The 15,841-nt window shown below is 68.4% G+C and carries 12 protein-coding genes; 9 read left to right on the forward strand and 3 right to left on the reverse strand.

All coding sequences use genetic code 11. The features are described 5' to 3' along the window. Positions 1 to 13: 13 nt before the first annotated feature. Positions 14 to 1,468 carry an amidase gene (locus SRU_RS02215; protein ID WP_237701853.1) on the reverse strand — a complete coding sequence of 485 codons (1,455 nt, stop codon included), beginning with the start codon at positions 1,466 to 1,468 and terminating at the stop codon, positions 14 to 16. A 589-nt stretch (positions 1,469 to 2,057) separates the two neighbouring features. On the opposite strand from SRU_RS02215, the gene SRU_RS02220 reads away from it, so the two are divergent. The 4 genes from SRU_RS02220 (at position 2,058) to SRU_RS02235 (ending at position 8,604) form a co-directional block, all read left to right on the forward strand. Next, entirely contained in the window at positions 2,058 to 3,143 is a 1,086-nt protein-coding gene (locus tag SRU_RS02220; RefSeq protein ID WP_221231526.1) for a sensor histidine kinase, read from the forward strand. Positions 3,144 to 3,203: 60 nt separating this feature from the next. Continuing rightward, positions 3,204 to 3,959: a LytTR family DNA-binding domain-containing protein gene (locus SRU_RS02225; protein ID WP_112902997.1), complete on the forward strand. Its 756-nt coding sequence runs from the start codon at positions 3,204 to 3,206 to the stop codon at positions 3,957 to 3,959. Positions 3,960 to 4,258: 299 nt separating this feature from the next. Continuing rightward, complete coding sequence (locus SRU_RS02230; protein ID WP_011403195.1) at positions 4,259 to 7,207, forward strand: BamA/TamA family outer membrane protein; 2,949 nt, start codon at positions 4,259 to 4,261, stop codon at positions 7,205 to 7,207. A 212-nt stretch (positions 7,208 to 7,419) separates the two neighbouring features. After that, a complete protein-coding gene (locus SRU_RS02235; protein ID WP_011403196.1) occupies positions 7,420 to 8,604 on the forward strand; it encodes an OprO/OprP family phosphate-selective porin in 1,185 nt (394 codons plus the stop codon). A 15-nt stretch (positions 8,605 to 8,619) separates the two neighbouring features. On the opposite strand, the gene SRU_RS02240 is transcribed toward SRU_RS02235, so the two are convergent. Continuing rightward, positions 8,620 to 9,504, reverse strand: coding sequence for a thymidylate synthase (locus SRU_RS02240; RefSeq protein ID WP_112903003.1), 885 nt, complete (start codon positions 9,502 to 9,504; stop codon positions 8,620 to 8,622). 332 nt (positions 9,505 to 9,836) lie between these two features. On the opposite strand from SRU_RS02240, the gene SRU_RS02245 reads away from it, so the two are divergent. Next, on the forward strand, positions 9,837 to 10,124 hold the full coding sequence (locus SRU_RS02245; RefSeq protein ID WP_231847297.1) for a hypothetical protein: 288 nt from the start codon (positions 9,837 to 9,839) through the stop codon (positions 10,122 to 10,124). Positions 10,125 to 10,272: 148 nt separating this feature from the next. Here the strand turns inward: SRU_RS02245 and apaG are convergent, their stop codons facing one another. After that, positions 10,273 to 10,656 (reverse strand): Co2+/Mg2+ efflux protein ApaG, encoded by a 384-nt coding sequence (apaG, locus tag SRU_RS15390; RefSeq protein WP_162892917.1) that lies wholly within the window; start codon positions 10,654 to 10,656, stop codon positions 10,273 to 10,275. Between the two features lie 251 nt (positions 10,657 to 10,907). Here apaG and SRU_RS02255 point away from each other — a divergent pair, with 251 nt between their 5' ends. The 4 genes from SRU_RS02255 to SRU_RS02270 all read left to right on the forward strand — a co-directional run bounded on the left by SRU_RS02255 (position 10,908) and on the right by SRU_RS02270 (position 15,805). Next, positions 10,908 to 11,666, forward strand: a complete 759-nt coding sequence (locus tag SRU_RS02255; protein WP_011403200.1) for a phosphoadenylyl-sulfate reductase — start codon at positions 10,908 to 10,910, stop codon at positions 11,664 to 11,666. Between the two features lie 155 nt (positions 11,667 to 11,821). After that, entirely contained in the window at positions 11,822 to 13,720 is a 1,899-nt protein-coding gene (locus SRU_RS02260; protein ID WP_011403201.1) for a 2-oxoacid:acceptor oxidoreductase subunit alpha, read from the forward strand. Positions 13,721 to 13,872: 152 nt separating this feature from the next. Beyond that, a complete protein-coding gene (locus SRU_RS02265; RefSeq protein WP_011403202.1) occupies positions 13,873 to 15,237 on the forward strand; it encodes a 2-oxoacid:ferredoxin oxidoreductase subunit beta in 1,365 nt (454 codons plus the stop codon). Between the two features lie 157 nt (positions 15,238 to 15,394). Further along, complete coding sequence (locus tag SRU_RS02270) at positions 15,395 to 15,805, forward strand: DoxX family protein (RefSeq protein ID WP_011403203.1); 411 nt, start codon at positions 15,395 to 15,397, stop codon at positions 15,803 to 15,805. The last annotated feature ends 36 nt before the right edge of the window (positions 15,806 to 15,841 follow it).

Consider the following 15,841-nt stretch of genomic DNA (forward strand, 5'->3'; position numbering starts at 1 on the left):
AAGAGAACGCCATTCAGGCGCTGTCGTCGGTACGGGGCGCCTCGGCGAGGGACGCAGGGGCCGGGTCACAGCCTAGTACTGCTTCCAGGCGTCGGCCCGCCGCGAGAAGTGTTGCGTCCGCTCCGTGGCGGGCGTGCACCTGGAGGCCGATGGGCCGCCCGGTCGGCGTGCGTCCGGCGGGCAGGGTGAGGATGGGGTGGCCCAGGACGGCGGTCGGGCAGTTGTAGGGGGCGATGGGGAGGGCGTAGGGCACCGAGACGCCCTCAAGGGTTCGGGCGGCCCCGGTGGGGCGGTGCGTGAAGGTGGGGGTGGCGGCCACGGGCGTCACCCACAGGTCCCAGTCGTCGAAGAAGGCGTCGAGGCCGTCGGCGAGGGCGGCCCTGCGGTCGAGGGCCCGAAAGTAGCCGCGGGGGCCGAGCGAGGCGCCCTTCGCCATGCGTCCGGCGAGCGAGCCGAACTTGGACCGGACGTAGCCCTGCCACACGAGCTGCTTCAACGGCGGGGTGCGCAGGGGGGCGGGCAGGCCGGCCGTGAGCTCGAAGCCCTGGATGCGGGCCCAGGTGTCAAACGCGTCCTCCACGTCGAACGGAGCGGGCCGGCGCTTGACCTCGCACCCGGCGGCGCCCCAGGCGGTGGTGGCGTCGCGGAGCACACGCTGGGTGTCGGTGTCAGCGGGGACGCCGCCCAGCTCCGGCGTCACGGCGATGCGGAGGGCATCGGGGGACGGCGTCGCCGGTGCGGACGCTGCCGGGTCGGCCCCACAGAGCGCCGCCCACTCCAGCTGCAGGTCCTCTACCGTGCGGGCCATGGGCCCAGCGACGGCAATGTGGCGCACGGTGGCCGGGCGGTCGGGCGGGCGGATGCCCCGGAGGGGCCCGTCCTCGGTTGGACGCAGGCCCGCCACGCCGCAGAAGTGGGACGGAATGCGGATCGAGCCGGCCACGTCCGCGCCCAGCTCCAGCGGCGTGAGGCCCGCCGCAAGGGCCGCCGCGGAGCCGCCCGAGCTGCCACCGGGCGTACAGTCGAGCGCCCATGGGTTGTTGGCACGGCCAAAATTTGGATGGTCGCACTGCCAGTCGTAGGCCGCCAGGGGCAGGTTCGTCTTGCCCATCAGGACGCCCCCGGCCTCCTTCAAGCAGGCCACCTGCGGGGCGTCCGCGGCGGGCACAAAGTCGGCGTAGTGGGGCAGGGCGTACGTGGTGCGCAGGCCGGCCGTCGAGAACTGGTCCTTGACGGTGAACGGGACGCCGTGGAGGGGGCCCCACACCTCGTCCCGGGCCAGGGCCGCGTCGGCGGCGTTCGCCCGGGCGCGAGCCCGCTCCGCGTCGAGGGTCACCACGGCGTTGACGGCCGGATTTTGGCGCTCAATGCGGTCCAGGTGCGCCTCCAGTACCTCGACGGCGGAGACCTCGCGGGCACGAATGCGACGGGCCAACTCAACGGCGGAGCAGGATGTGAGGTCGGGCACGTTGCGGAACACGGGGAGGCAAAAACCGACGAACCTTTGCTCGTACGGGGGGACGGGCCGCGAGATTCCGTTCGGCCTCCGAACTGCCGGCCCAGGCCCAAAAAATAAGGACCCGAAGCCCCCGGTCAACCGTCGACCGGGGCACTTCGGGGCCCCACCGCTCGAAAAGTCTGTGTGGATGCGTACAGCCGTCCTCGATGAACGTCGGGCCGCCGGACGCCCGGGGACACCGCAGACGCTGGATTCATAAGCATACGTGCCATTTTCGGCCAGCGCAAGGAGGCTTCGACGAATGGGGACTGCGGTCGATGAGCGGAGGAATGGCCCGACGAACGATGATGCCCGGACGCAGTCGCGTCTCGTCTTTTGATCTTCCCTCGTGGTCGAGGGCGGGACGACGGACGGCCCCGGCCGTGACGCCTCCCCAGCGAAGCCTCGCCCCGCTCATTGAAGGGGGCCATCTCCCCGCCGGTGCCGGCATGCTGACCCCGTCACGTGGTGCCGACGCCCCTCCGAACCTGACGGCCCACTCGACCCGTTTGTGGACATCCTCGTTCGAGCCGACACCCTCCCGACGACCCCCCCGACGATGTCTCGGAGACACGCCTACTGGATTTGTCAGCTCGGCGGGTGGACCGGATACTCGGTGATGCGCCTCACCCTGTATTCGTTCTTCCAGACCATTACCTGGAAGTGGGGCGTGTCGTACGTCGTGTTCATTGCGGCAGGGGTGCTGTACACCCATCTTTACCGGCACCTCGCGAAGCGCCGCGAGTGGACGCAGATGTCGCTGGGCCAGTTGGCGCCACGCGTCGTGGGGGCGACCCTCACGGTTGCCCTCCTGTTGCACCTCACGATGGACGGCGTGGGACGCTACGTGCTGGAGCGGGACTTCTACGAGGAGGTCCAATCGGAAATCGGGATGCTGTTGGCCTCCGTCGTAAACATGTGGATTCTGTTGATGCTGTGGTCGCTCATCTACTTCGGCGTCCACTACTTCTGGAGCTACCGGCAGGCCGAGGTGGACAAGTGGAAGCTGGAGGCCCAGGCCGAGACGGCCCGGCTCAAGGCCCTGAAGCTGCAGCTGAACCCCCACTTCTTCTTCAACAGCCTCAATAGCGTCCGGGCCCTAATCGCCGAAGATCCGGACGGCGCACAGCGCATGGTGACGCGTCTGGCCCGCCTGCTCCGGAGCACCCTTCAGGCCGACGACATGAAAACCGTACCGCTGGAGGAGGAGCTGTCGACCGTGCGCACGTACCTGAAGCTCGAGAAGGTGCGCTTCGAGGACCGGCTCCGTCACCGAATTGAGGTGGACGACGAGGCACGCTCGCACCCGGTTCCGTTCATGCTGGTGCAGACGCTCGTGGAGAACGGGATCAAGCACGGGGTGGCGTGCTGCCAGGAGGGCGGCGTCATCACGGTCCGGGGCAGGGTGGTGGACGGGGCCCTTCACATCCGCGTGACCAATCCCGGGACCCTCGACACGGAGGAGGGCGGAACCGGGCTGGACAATGCCCGCGAGCGCCTGCGGTTGCTCTTCGGGACGGAGGCGTCGCTGACCGTAGAAAATACGGACGCCGAGACCGTCTCCGCGACCGCGGTGCTTCCGGTCCGGGCCGTCCCCGAATCGACCGTGGTGCAGGGGAGGGTCTCCCTTGCGGCCCGCGACTGACCAGAGAACGAAGCCCAGCTCCGACATGCTATACGACCGCACAACCCCGTAGCATCCGGCATGGCGTCTCCCCCTGTGCTCCGTACCCTCATCGTGGACGACGAGCGCCTGGCGCGCCGAGAGCTTCGGCGCCTGCTGGAGCCCCACGGGGCCGTGACGGTGGCCGGCGAGGCCGCCAACGCCGACGCGGCAGAGGCCGCCGTCCACGAGGAGAATCCCGACCTGCTGCTGCTCGACGTGCAGATGCCGGGCGACAGCGGGTTCGACCTGCTGACGCGGCTTGATGCGGTGCCGCACGTTGTGTTCGTAACCGCCTACGACGAGTACGCCATCCGCGCCTTCAAGGTCAACGCGCTGGACTACCTCGTGAAGCCGGTGGAGCCGGAGCGCCTGGCGCAGGCGATCGAGACGGTGCAGGCGCGGGCCGCCGAGGACGGGCCGCAGGCCGCAGGGGCGGGCGACGAGGAGTCCCGATCTCCCCTTGCGGCCGAAGACCAGGTGTTCGTGAAGGACGGGGAGCGGTGCTGGTTCGTGCGGCTGGCGGACGTGCGCCTGTTTGAGGCGGCGGGGAACTACACGCGGCTCTACTTCGACGGGGAGGAGCCGCTCACCCATCGCTCCCTCAGCTACCTCGAAGAACGACTCGATCCCGACCGCTTCTTTCGGGCCAGCCGCCAGCACATCCTCAACCTGCGGTGGGTCGCCGACGTGACGCCGTGGGCGACGGATAAGCTGAAGGCCACGCTGGAGGACGGGACCGAGGTGGAGCTGTCGCGCCGCCGGTCCCGTGCGTTCCGCGAGCAGCTCAGTCTCTGATTTTGCCGTTCGGGGCCGATTCGACGTGTCGCGTGGTGGTCCCGGAACCGGAGTTCCGATCTGAACGAGAGAATGGGGAAGGGGCGAATGGGGGAGGGGGAGAAAGGGCGAATGGGAGGATCTCCGACTCAGCTGTCTGAATAATCCCGACTGAGCTCCTACTCCACCCCTCATGACTCATCTCTCATGACTCTTCCCTCACGCCAACACAGCTTCGCCCCTTCTCCCATTCGCCCTCTCGCCCACGCCCAAGACACCAACACCCCAGCACCAAAACACCTCACCGCCTCGACCCGACGATGACCATCCGCAACGTGGTCGCCGCTCTCCTGCTCCTCTGTGCGACGACGGGCACCGCCCAGGCCCAGAGCTTCAGCACGGTGACCGGCCGCAATCACCCCGAGATCGACTGGCGTGTGGCGACGACGGAGCACTTCGAGGTCGTCCACCCCGCCCGCCTCGGCGACATCGCCGCCGAGGCCGCGCCGATCGCGGAGGCGACCTACGACACGCTCTCGGCCACCCTGGACGTGGCGTTCGATGAGCGGATCCGTGTCTATCTGAGCGACCAGGATGCCATCGTCAACGGCTTTGCGGTCCCGTTCGGCACCGGCTATACCGACATCTGGGTCAATACCAACGACTGGGCCGCCTCCTTTTCGGGAGCCACCTCCTGGCTCCGTCTCGTGCTCGCCCACGAGCTGACCCACATCTTCCACTACGAGGCGGCGCGGTCGGGCCTGGGCGTCTGGGCGCTCGCGCTCGGCGGCTCGTTTCCGCGCGTCTGGACGGAGGGCCTCGCGCAGTACCAGGCGGAGACGTGGAACGCGCAACGGGGCGAGCGCTGGCTCCGCGCCGCCGTCCTCGACGACGCCCTCGCCTACGACGACGGCCGGTCGCTCTGGAACGGGCGCCTCCTCTACGCCTCCGGCCACAGCCAGGTGCGCTACTTCGCCCAGCAGCACGGCGACTCGACGCTCACGGACCTGCTCCACCACAAGACGGACGTGCTGTTCGGGCTCGCCGAGGTGCACGACTTCGAGGCGGCGTTTCGGGCGACCGCCGGGCAGTCCTACGAGACGTTCTACGAGCAGTGGCGGCGCGACGTGAACGTCTACTACAACACGCTCGCGAGCCAGCTCGAAACCCTCGACTCGCTCCAGACCGACACGCTTGCGGTGCCGGGGCGGTACGTGGACGGCCTGGCATACAGCCCCGATACGTCGCGCATCGCCGCGCTCACCCAGCATTCGCCGGCCCGGCCGGTGCGCCGCCTGCATGTGATCGACCCGTCGACCGGCGCCGTGACGAGGGGGGCGGAAGGCGCGATCGAGCCGCCCGTGGCGTGGCATCCCAGCGGCGAGCGGATCGCGTTTAGTCGGCGGACGCGGGCCGCGCACGGCTCGCTCGTGGACGATGTGTTCGTGGTCGATGCGGACGGGACCGACGAGCGCCGCCTCACACACGGCCGCCGCACCTCGGCCCCCACGTTTGGGCCGGACGGGGACCGCCTCGCGTTCGTGGCAACCGAGGGCGGCACGGCCAACGTCCACCTGCGGGCCCTGAAGACGGGCGGGACGACGCGGGTGACGGACTATGAGGGCGACGTGCAGATCACGGCGCTCCGGTGGCACCCCACGCAGGACACCCTGGCCTTCGCCCGCGTTTCCGAGGCCGAGCGTGAACTGGTCCTCTACGACCTGGACACGGGGGCGTCGACCGCCCTCACCGATCCCGCGACCGACGACCGGCGGCCCGTGTGGAGCCCCGACGGCTCGCAGCTGGCCTACACCTCCCTCCGCGACGGCGTCCCCAACGCCCTCGTTTACGACCTGTCAACCCACACGCACCGCCGCGCCACCCACCTCGTCCGCGGCGCCACGGTGCACGACTGGGTGCCCGCCGACTCGGCCTTCGGGGCCGAGTCGAGCCGTGCCGCTCCGGAGGGGGCGCTCGTGACCTCTACGGCCCTCTCGAAGGCGCGCGACGGGGCCTTCCGCCTTCCTGCCCACCGCACGGCGCGGTCGATCGCCCCCGCGGTGCCGGGGCAGTACGACGACTGGACGACGACCCGGCCGCCCCGCACCATCCCACAGCAATTGGCCCCCGATCCGTCGCTGATCGAGACCCGAAGCGACTACGACGCCCTCTCCAACCTCACGCACCGGGCGTCGGGGGCGCTGCCGTACTACACGTCCACCGACAATTTTGGCATTGCGGGGGTGACGTCCTGGACCGAGCCGCTGGGCACACATACGTTCAACGCGGCGGGCAGCGTCTCCTTCACCGACCCGGACGAGAAGAGCGAGGTCGTGGCGACGTACCTGAACCGGCAGCTACGCCCCACGATTGGCCTTAGCCTGTTTAGCGCCTCCTCGTCGGGCCGCATCTACGGGAACGACCTGCTCGTGGAGGACCGAACGGGGGGCGCCCTCACGGTGCGGTGGCCGCTCGACTGGCACGTGGCGCCCTACGTCTCGACCTCGTTTTCTACCCGACTGCGCTACGCCGACCTTAACCCGCTCGACCCGGACGATTTTACGGCCCTCGGGCCCCTCTCCCCTCCTCAGGCCGGGCAGCAAGCAAGCGTGCGTCTCCAGGTTCTGCGCCGCAAGAAACCGCCGTCCCGGCACACCCTCGTGCACCCGCTGGACGGGTGGGGCCTCCGGCTCCGGGCCACCGGCGCGGCCGAGGTGCTGGGCGGCGACCGCTCGTTCCTGCGCGGGGACGTGGCGGGATACGCCGTGTATCCGAGCATCGGAGACCACCGGGTTTTCCTCTACGGGCGGCTGCAGGCCCAGACCGGAGCGTCGTTCCCGCAAGACTACATTGGCTTCTCGCGCTACGACGCGATCGACCTGCCCCTGCCCGGCGCCGTGCCGGTCTCGCTGGGCGACGCCGAGCGGGTGCGCGGCTACCGGCAGTACGTGTTGGGCAACCGGGCGGCCTTCGGGCGTGCCGAGTACCGCGTGCCCGTTGCCTCCAGCCTGCAGACCAACGTGCTCGGGCTCATCGGCCTCGGGCACACGACGCTCTCGGTGTTCGTGGACGGGGGCATGGTGTGGCGGGACGCCGACCTTCGGGGAGGAACGCGGCAGCTTGGGACGGGCGTGGAGGTCAAAAATGCCCTGCGCCTGTTCGGCGTGCGGGTCGGGCACGCCCTGGGGGTGGCGCAGCCGGCCGCCCAGGTGGGGACGCGCGATGACGTACAGCTCTATTACCGTGTGCAGACGGCGCTGCCGTTCTGACCCCGAGTGGTCTCAAAGAATTTTCTCCTTGCGTGCCGTTGCGGACCGGTAACACTTTTGAGCGTGATCGGTAGAGCTGGTTAACAATTTCGTTACCTCACAGCCGCCGCTCGACGTTCCGGTTCGATATCTCCCGTATGAGTACCGCCTGCCCACGTCTGTTCGTCGTTCTGCTCGCGGTCCTAGGGGGAGTCGGGATCGGGAATCTGGGAATGGCGCAAACGGGCGGTGCGTCGGGGGCGGGCGGGGACGCGCAGGCGGGGAAGGAGGGGTTTCGGGTCGTGTCCGGCGACGGTGCGTTTGCACTTCGCCTCCGGGGCGACCTCTACGCCGACGCGCGCTTCTTTTCGGGCACGACGGAGCCGGCGGGGGCCGAGCGCTTTTTCCTCCGGCGTGCCCGGCCCCGCCTTCAGGGGCGCGTCTACGACCGGTTTGCGTTCAGCCTCCGGAGCGACTTCGGGATCGGCGGTCCCGAGATTGACGACGCGTTCGTCGAGGCCCGGTTTGCCCCGGCCCTCCGGCTGCGCATGGGGCGGTTCAACGTGCCGGTGGGGCTGGAAGTCCTATCGTCGTCGACGGGCCTGATGCACGTTGAGCGGGGGTTTCCGTCGGGGCTCGTCCCGGAGCGCGATGTGGGCGTCATGCTTGCGGGCGATGTGGGGGCGGGGCGGCTGCACTACGCGCTCGGGCTCTTCAACGGGGCGCCCGGGGCGTCGGAGCCAGGGGGGGACGTGGACGACGCGAAAGAGGCCGCGGGACGGGTGTTCGTGGTGCCGTTTGCGGGCACGAACGGGATGTGGAAGGGGCTCGGCGTGGGGCTGGCCGGGACGGTGGGGACGGTGACCGGGACGGCGGGCACGCCGGCGCTCACGGGACTGCGCACGACGGGTCGGCAGTCGTTTTTCGGGTATCGAGACGAGGCGCGGGCGGACGGCCGGCGGTGGCGCCTGGCGCCACAGGCCCGGTTGTACGCGGGGCCGGTGGAGCTGCTGGGGACGTACACGGTGACGACGGAGACGGCACGGCGCGGGCCGGACCAGGAGACGCTCACGCACCGCGCGTGGCAGGCCAGCGCCGCCGTGGTGTTGACGGGAGAGGACGCCCGGGAGGGCGAGGTGGTCCCCGACGATCCCTTCGGCGCCGAGCGGGGGACGGGCGCGATCGAACTGGGAGGACGCGTCCACGGGGTCACGTTCGACGACGAGGCGTTTCCGGCCTTCGCGGCGCCCACGGCGGCGTCGGGGGCAACGGCCTGGGGGCTCACCCTGAGCTGGTACCCCAACGCCATGGTGCGTGTTATGCTCGGGATGGAGCGCACTGGGTTTGAGGCCGTCGGGGCGGGGCCCGCCCGTGACCCCGAGACGCTGCTCCTCACGCGGATGCAGATCTCGTTCTGAGGCAGGCCGCATGTTCTACACGGCGATTGGGGCCGTCAGGGCGGGGTGGTGCTCGTAGTCCTCAATCGTCACGTCGTCGGCGGCATGCTCGAAGATCGAGTCGCGCTGGCGGAGGCGGAGTGTGGGCCGGTCGTAGGGCGTGCGGGTCAACTGCTCCTCGACCTGCTCCACGTGGTTCTGGTAGATGTGGCAGTCGCCGCCGTTGAAGATGAGCTCGTGCGGCGTGAGGCCCGCCTGCTGGGCCAGCATGCGGGTGAGGAGGGCGTAGCTGGCGATGTTGAACGGAAGGCCGAGGAAGCTGTCGACACTGCGCTGCTGCCACATCAGCGAGAGGCGCCCGTCGCCCGGCTCCCCCTCCACGAAGCACTGGAACGCGTAGTGGCACGGCGGAAGCGCGGCGTCCTCAATCTGAGCAGGATGCCAGGCGCTCACGACGTGGCGGCGCGAGTGGGGCGTCTCGCGGAGGCCACGGACGAGCCGCTCGATCTGATCCACCCGCCCCTCCGGCCCCTCGAAGTCGCGCCACTGTGTGCCGTAGACGGGTCCGAGGTCGCCCCACCGCTCGGCGAAGGCGTCGTCTGTGGCGATTCTTTCTTCGAAAGCCTCCTGGCTGATCTCGTCGCCGGTCTCGTCCCGGTACCGTTGCAGGGGCCAGTCCGTCCAGATCGACACGTCGGCCTGCACCAGGGACTGGATGTTGGTCTCCCCCCGCAGAAACCAGAGCAACTCCTCGGTCACCCCGCGCATCCACACCCGCTTCGTGGTGAGCAGCGGGAAGCCCTCGGTCAGGTCGAACCGAAGCTGTCGCCCAAACACGCGAATGGTGCCCGTGCCGGTGCGGTCCTCGTGCCGCGTGCCGTGGTCGAGGATGTCCTGGAGGTAGTCGAGGTATTGGCGCATCTGGGCGTGGGGGGAGAAGAGCGAGGGGCAGCGAGAAGATGGTTCGAGGACCCCAACGCGTCGGCGGGGTGCAGGTTGTGGGGCGCAGAGGGGGCGTGTCTCCGTTTTCAGAATGTCTGGCACCGATTCGGGGCGGTCTGGAGTGTGCCCGTGCTTGACGAGGATCGAGGGGCGATGGGGCATGCCCGGCACGTCCGTGCTCTCCACCCCTGCACCCCCATGCTCCTACACGCTCTACCCCCGCGCCCCCATGCCCCTGCCCGGGAACGTGCCGCCGAGCCCCCTCGTTGAGCGCAGCCACTCGGTATTCTACGGACGCTGCCGCCTCCGACATGGCCAATCTCGACTCCGACATCCCCGAGAACAAGCACCTCAAGCAGGCGATCAACCACCTCGAAAAGGTGCTCGAATACGCGCCGATGGTCGCCGAAGGACGGGACGCGACCGTGCACCTCACGCCGGAAGATTGGCAGGTGGTGGCCGACGCGCTGTTCAACATGAGCGCCCCGGACGACACCTTTCCGGACGCGATCACGGACTACGGGCTCACCAACGAGAACCAGACGATCACCCTTACGACCGACGACTACGACATCGAGATTGAGGTCGTGGCGAGTTGATGGACGCGGCATCCGCTCGGGGACCCGCCACTGATTCTGCGGGAACGACGCTCTCTCGGAGAGAACGGTGCGTATTGCGCGACGCGTATTGCGTGGAATTGCTTCCTCCACCAGACACGAAATACGCAATACGAAATACGCAACACGCTCAATTCGCCGCGGCGTGCAGGGGGAACGGCGGGACCGAGACGCGGAACTGCTCCCCGTCGGCCCGCTGCACGAGGTAGTTGCCCTCCACCGTCCCCCTAAACGACTCGATCGTGCAGGACCCGTCGTGGACGTGGGTCTCGCCGGGCGCAATCACCGGATGGGGCCGGAGCGCGCCGTCGCCGGTCAGATCCTGCCGGCTGCCGTTGCCCGCCTCGATGATCCACCGACGCCGGAGCAGTTGGACCTCGTTCGGACTGGTGTTTTCGATTTGGATGGCATACCCGAACGCAAACTCGCGCTCCAGAAGGTCGGACGGCTCGTCCAGGTAGATGGGCCGTACGGTGACCGTGATGCCGCGCGTGGTGGAGGCGTAACTGATCATGGCGTTGGGGACAGCGTCCAGTGGGTCCGAGCCAATACGGAAAAACGAAGGCGTCTCCGAAAAATGCACGGCCACATTGTTACCGGCCGGCAAAGAATTACGCAATGGAGGGGCCGCGGATTTCACAGAACCGCTTTCGCGGGCCCGGGCGGTTGACGACCATCGCGCCAGCCCCTTGTTTTGAATCAATCTGGTGCAAATCGGGTGCCAACCCAGGTTCTCCTGCTCTTCGTTCACGGTCCCTCGCCGCAATGGCCTTCGCCTCCGACGAAAGTGCCTCGCCCTGGTCGAGTACGCGACTGGCGGCCCTGAACGCGCAGTTTGAGCCGCACGGCCCGAAAGCCATCCTCAACTGGGCTACGCACACCTTCGGCGACGACCTGGCGCAGGGGACGGGATTCGGCCCGTCGGGGATCGTCATCATGCACATGCTGGCCGACCTCCGGCCCGGCACGACGGTCTTCTACCTCGATACCGACCTGCTCTTCCCGGAGACCTACGAGCTGTGCGACGACCTGGACGAGCGGCTCGACGTGGACGTGACGCGGGTCCACGGGGGGCTGTCGCTCGACGAGCAGGCCGAGCAGGAGGGGGAGGAGCTGTGGAACCGAAACCCGAACCGCTGCTGCTTCCTCCGCAAGGTGAAGCCGCTCCGGAATTTTTTGGACGACCGCCGGGCCTGGATTACCGGCGTCCGGCGTGACCAGTCCGAGCGCCGCGCCGACACGGACATCCTGTCCTGGGAAGGCCAGTACGGGGTGTTCAAGATCAACCCGCTGGCGAACTGGACGCAGAAGGAGGTCTGGAAGTACCTCTTCGAGCACGACCTCCCCTACAATCCGAAGCACGACCAGGGCTACCCTAGCCTCGGCTGCGTGCCGTGCACCGAGCCGGTGGACCAGGCCGACGGCTATTCGCGGGAGGGACGCTGGAGCGACCGGGACAAGACGGAGTGTGGGCTCCACACGTCACCGGAGGACGAAGACGGGGCACACGCTGCGGAGTCGTAACCGGCAGAGGCGATCCCGACCGGCGCGCCCTGGCGGCGTGAACCCCAGTTGAAAGCAGCGGGGGGACGACCCCGCGTGCGGCCCCGCACTCGAACCTTCGGGTGGGGACCAGCGTTGAACGTGCCGCCAATTTAGAACGGATCTAAACGATACGGATGAGCGCGCCCGCCGACACGACAGATACGAAGGAAATCCCCGAAGCTACGGTCCTCTTCGCTGGGGACTCCGGGGACGGAATGCAGATTACCGGGTCGCAGTTTACCCTCGCCTCCGCCTACGCCCAGAACGACCTGGCGACGCTGCCGGACTACCCCGCCGAGATTCGGGCCCCGGCCGGCACCACCTTTGGCGTGAGCGCCTTCCAGCTTCACTTCGGCGCCGAAGAGGTGCGCACGCCGGGCGAGAAGGTGGACCTGCTCGTCGCCATGAACGCGGCGGCGCTCAAGGTGCACCTCCACCGCGTGCGGCCGGGCGGCACCATCATCGTCAACGTCAACGCCTTCGAGGAGAAGGACCTGACGAAGGCCGACCTCGACCAGAATCCGCTCACGGACGGCACGCTGGACGACTACCAGGTGCAGGAGGTGCCCCTGACCGAGATTACCCGCGAGGCCCTGTCCGACACGGACCTGTCGCTGCAGAAGGTCGACCGGTCGAAGAACATGTTTGCCCTCGGGCTGGCCCTCTGGATGTACTCCCGGCCCGTGGAGCCGGCGCAGGAGTGGATCCGAGAGAAGTTTGGCGACAAGCCGGCGATTCGGGACGCCAACCTGACGGTTCTCGAGAAGGGATTCCACTACGGGGAGACCGTCGACGCCATCGGGACGCGGTACGAGGTGAACGAGGCGGCGATGGCGCCCGGCACCTACCGCGCCGTGCGGGGGGCGGAGGCGCTCGCCCTGGGGCTGGTGGCCGCGAGCGTGAAGAGCGACCTGCGCCTCTTTTACGGCTCCTACCCCATCACGCCGGCGTCCGACATTCTGCACGAGCTGAGCGAGCACAAGAACTTTGGCGTCATCACCTTCCAGGCCGAGGACGAGATCGCGGCCGCCACCTCGGCGCTCGGCGCCAGCTTCGGGGGCGACCTCGGCGTGTGCGCCACCTCCGGCCCGGGCGTGGCCCTCAAGACGGAGACAATCGGCCTCGGGGTGATGACGGAGCTGCCCCTCGTCGTGATCGACATGCAGCGCGGCGGCCCCTCCACCGGCCTGCCCACGAAGCCGGAGCAGGGCGACCTCCTGCAGGCCGTGTACGGCCGCAATGGCGAGGCCCCGCTTCCGGTGCTCGCTGCCACCTCGCCGGGCGACTGCTTCCACACCGCCTACGAGGCGTGCCGCATCGCCGTCAAGTACCGCACGCCCGTCCTCGTGCTGGCCGACGGCTACCTCGGGAACGGGTCGGAGGCGTGGCGCATCCCCGACACCGACACGCTCCCGGCGTTCGACGTCGACTTCGAGACGGAGGCGACCGAGCGCACGATGCACAAGGACCAGGACGGCAACGACCAGTTCCTGCCGTACGTGCGCGACCCGGAGACGCTGGCCCGTGCCTGGGCCCGGCCCGGCACGCCCGACCTGGAGCATCGCCTCGGGGGGCTGGAGAAGGAGCACCAAACGGGCAATGTGTCCTACGACGCCGAGAACCACCAAAAGATGGTGGAGATCCGGGCGCAGAAGGTGCAGAACGTGACCCAGGACATTCCGCCGACGCAGGTGTACGGCCATTCCGACGGCGACCTGCTCGTGCTCGGCTGGGGTTCTACGAAGGGCGCGATTGAAGAGGCCACCGAACGGGCCGTCGACCGGGGGCGTCGTGTCGGCAGCGTCGTGCTCCGCCACGTGTGGCCCCTGCCGGCGGACCTCGCCGATGTGCTCGGGCGCTTCGACCACGTGCTCGTGCCCGAGCTCAACAACGGCCAGCTCATCCGCGTCCTGCGCGACCAGTACCCGAATCGTGACTTCACGCCCCTCAACAAGATCCAGGGGCGTCCCTTCCGGGCGGAGGAGATTGTGGAGAAGATTGGCTCTCTTCTTGGGAGACCGGCCCCTGCATGACTGTCTGCCAGACTGAGATTCGTTTGCCCTCTTCCTTTCGCCGTATTGCGTGTTTCGTATTGCGTATCGGTCCGAGGCGGAGGTGCGAAATACGCAATACGAAATACGTCGCTCCAGGAAAGCATCCCCACTGACGGACCCGACACGAACCGATGAGCAACGACACGCCCGACCCGAGCCCAAACGGCCAGACGCCCGACGGCACCAAGAAGCCGGACCTCCCGCCCGGCCTCGCCGATGGCAGCGACGATCAAGACCAGGGCGCGTCCGACGAGGAGACATCGCCCGGCACGAAGAAACCGGATCTTCCCCCGGGGCTGGGGGGCGAGAACGGCGAATCGGACGCCCCGGGCACGAAAAAACCGGCCGGGCCGCCGGGGGCAAAAAAACCCGCGGGCCCGCCCTCGCCCGGCAGTGATGACGACGGAGACGACGGCCCCACGCTCCCGCCCGGCTACGGCGGCGACGGGGCGGGCGAGGCCCTGTCCCGCGAGGACTTCCAGTCCGACCAGGAGGTGCGCTGGTGCCCCGGGTGCGGCGACTACGCCATCCTGTCCACCGTGCAGCGCCTGCTGCCGGACCTGGGGGTGGACAAGGAGAACGTCGTGTTCATCAGTGGCATCGGGTGTGCGGGGCGCTTCCCGTACTACATGGACACCTACGGCATGCACGGCATCCACGGCCGGGCGCCGGCCATCGCCACGGGCCTCAAGACGAGCAACCCGGAGCTGGACGTGTGGGTGGTGACGGGGGACGGGGACGCGCTCTCCATCGGGGGCAACCACCTGATCCACGTCCTGCGCCGCAACCTCGACACGCAGATCCTGCTCTTCAACAACGAGATCTACGGCCTCACGAAGGGCCAGTACAGCCCCACCTCCGACGCGGGCACCATCTCGAAGAGCACGCCCTACGGCTCCGTAGACCGTCCCTTCAACCCCGTCTCCGTCGCGCTGGGGGCCGACGCCTCGTTCGTGGCGCGCACGATGGACCGCGACCCGCAGCACATGAAGGCCATGATGCGCGCGGCCCACGACCACGATGGCACCGGCTTCCTGGAGATCTACCAGAACTGCAACATCTTCAACGACGGGGCCTTCTTTGAATTCACCGAGCGGGAGACAAAAGACGAACGCGCGCTCTTCCTGGAGCACGGCGAACCGATGACGTTCGCCAACGGCACGAGGGGCATTCGGCTCGACACCCTCCAGCCCGAGGTGATTGACCTGGAGGCCGACGACTGGTCGGTCGACGACTGCCTCGTGCACGACGAGACTTCGCAGGAGCTTGGTACCATCCTCGGGCGCATGTCGTGGCAGGACGACGACGGCGACCCGATTCCCCGCCTCGACGAGACCGGCACACAGCTGCCCCGCCCGTTCGGCGTGATCCACCGCACGGAGCGGCCCACGTACGCGGAGCGCGTGCACCAGCAGATCGACACCGTCACCGCGGAGCAGGGCGACGGCGACCTCGACGCGCTGCTCCGCTCCGGCGAAACGTGGACGATCGAGTAGGCCCCTTCGCGCCGCGCCTCGGGGGGCTCTTCGACGCGGCACGCGGGACTTCTCCCCCCACGTTGTCTCCGACCAGACGACCCCGCTCGACAAACTGCCCGCCGTTTTCTATACTTGAAGCGGGTTCACCCAGCTTTCTTCAACTGCACGTCGAGCTATGATCTGGACGCACCTCAGCAAGTTTCGCGACCTGGGCCTGCTTCTGCTCCGGGGGACGATCGGGTTGTACATGGCCATCGGGCACGGATGGGGCAAGATCCTCGGGGGGCCCGAACAGTGGGCCGGACTGGGCGGCACCATGGAGCTCTTTGGTCTCGGCTTCGTCCCGACCTTTTGGGGGTTTATGGCCGCCTTTGCGGAGTTTGCGGGCGCCCTGCTCGTCGTCCTCGGCCTGTTCACCCGCCCGGCCGCCCTCCTGCTCGTGATCAACATGGGGGTCGCCGCCACCGCGCACATGACCGGCATGATCGACGGCAGTCCGGAGAGCGCGCTCGTCTACGGCTTCGTCTTCCTGAGCCTCGTTTTCGTGGGCCCCGGCAAATACAGCGTCGACGAGATCGCGGGATAGCGCCCGTACGGCCCTTGCGGGCGACGAGACACGGCC

It is taken from the genome of Salinibacter ruber DSM 13855 (assembly GCF_000013045.1).
GTDB classification, from domain to species: domain Bacteria; phylum Bacteroidota; class Rhodothermia; order Rhodothermales; family Salinibacteraceae; genus Salinibacter; species Salinibacter ruber.

Excerpts from the sequence above, each read along its gene's own strand:
- SRU_RS02220 (WP_221231526.1), top strand. The coding sequence starts at position 2,058 with ATGTCTCGGAGACACGCCTACTGGATTTGTCAGCTCGGCGGGTGGACC.
- SRU_RS02225 (WP_112902997.1), top strand. The coding sequence starts at position 3,204 with ATGGCGTCTCCCCCTGTGCTCCGTACCCTCATCGTGGACGACGAGCGC.
- SRU_RS02230 (WP_011403195.1), top strand. The coding sequence starts at position 4,259 with ATGACCATCCGCAACGTGGTCGCCGCTCTCCTGCTCCTCTGTGCGACG.
- SRU_RS02235 (WP_011403196.1), top strand. The coding sequence starts at position 7,420 with ATGGCGCAAACGGGCGGTGCGTCGGGGGCGGGCGGGGACGCGCAGGCG.
- SRU_RS02240 (WP_112903003.1), bottom strand. The coding sequence starts at position 9,504 with ATGCGCCAATACCTCGACTACCTCCAGGACATCCTCGACCACGGCACG.
- SRU_RS02245 (WP_231847297.1), top strand. The coding sequence starts at position 9,837 with ATGGCCAATCTCGACTCCGACATCCCCGAGAACAAGCACCTCAAGCAG.
- apaG (WP_162892917.1), bottom strand. The coding sequence starts at position 10,656 with ATGATCAGTTACGCCTCCACCACGCGCGGCATCACGGTCACCGTACGG.
- SRU_RS02255 (WP_011403200.1), top strand. The coding sequence starts at position 10,908 with ATGGCCTTCGCCTCCGACGAAAGTGCCTCGCCCTGGTCGAGTACGCGA.
- SRU_RS02260 (WP_011403201.1), top strand. The coding sequence starts at position 11,822 with ATGAGCGCGCCCGCCGACACGACAGATACGAAGGAAATCCCCGAAGCT.
- SRU_RS02265 (WP_011403202.1), top strand. The coding sequence starts at position 13,873 with ATGAGCAACGACACGCCCGACCCGAGCCCAAACGGCCAGACGCCCGAC.
- SRU_RS02270 (WP_011403203.1), top strand. The coding sequence starts at position 15,395 with ATGATCTGGACGCACCTCAGCAAGTTTCGCGACCTGGGCCTGCTTCTG.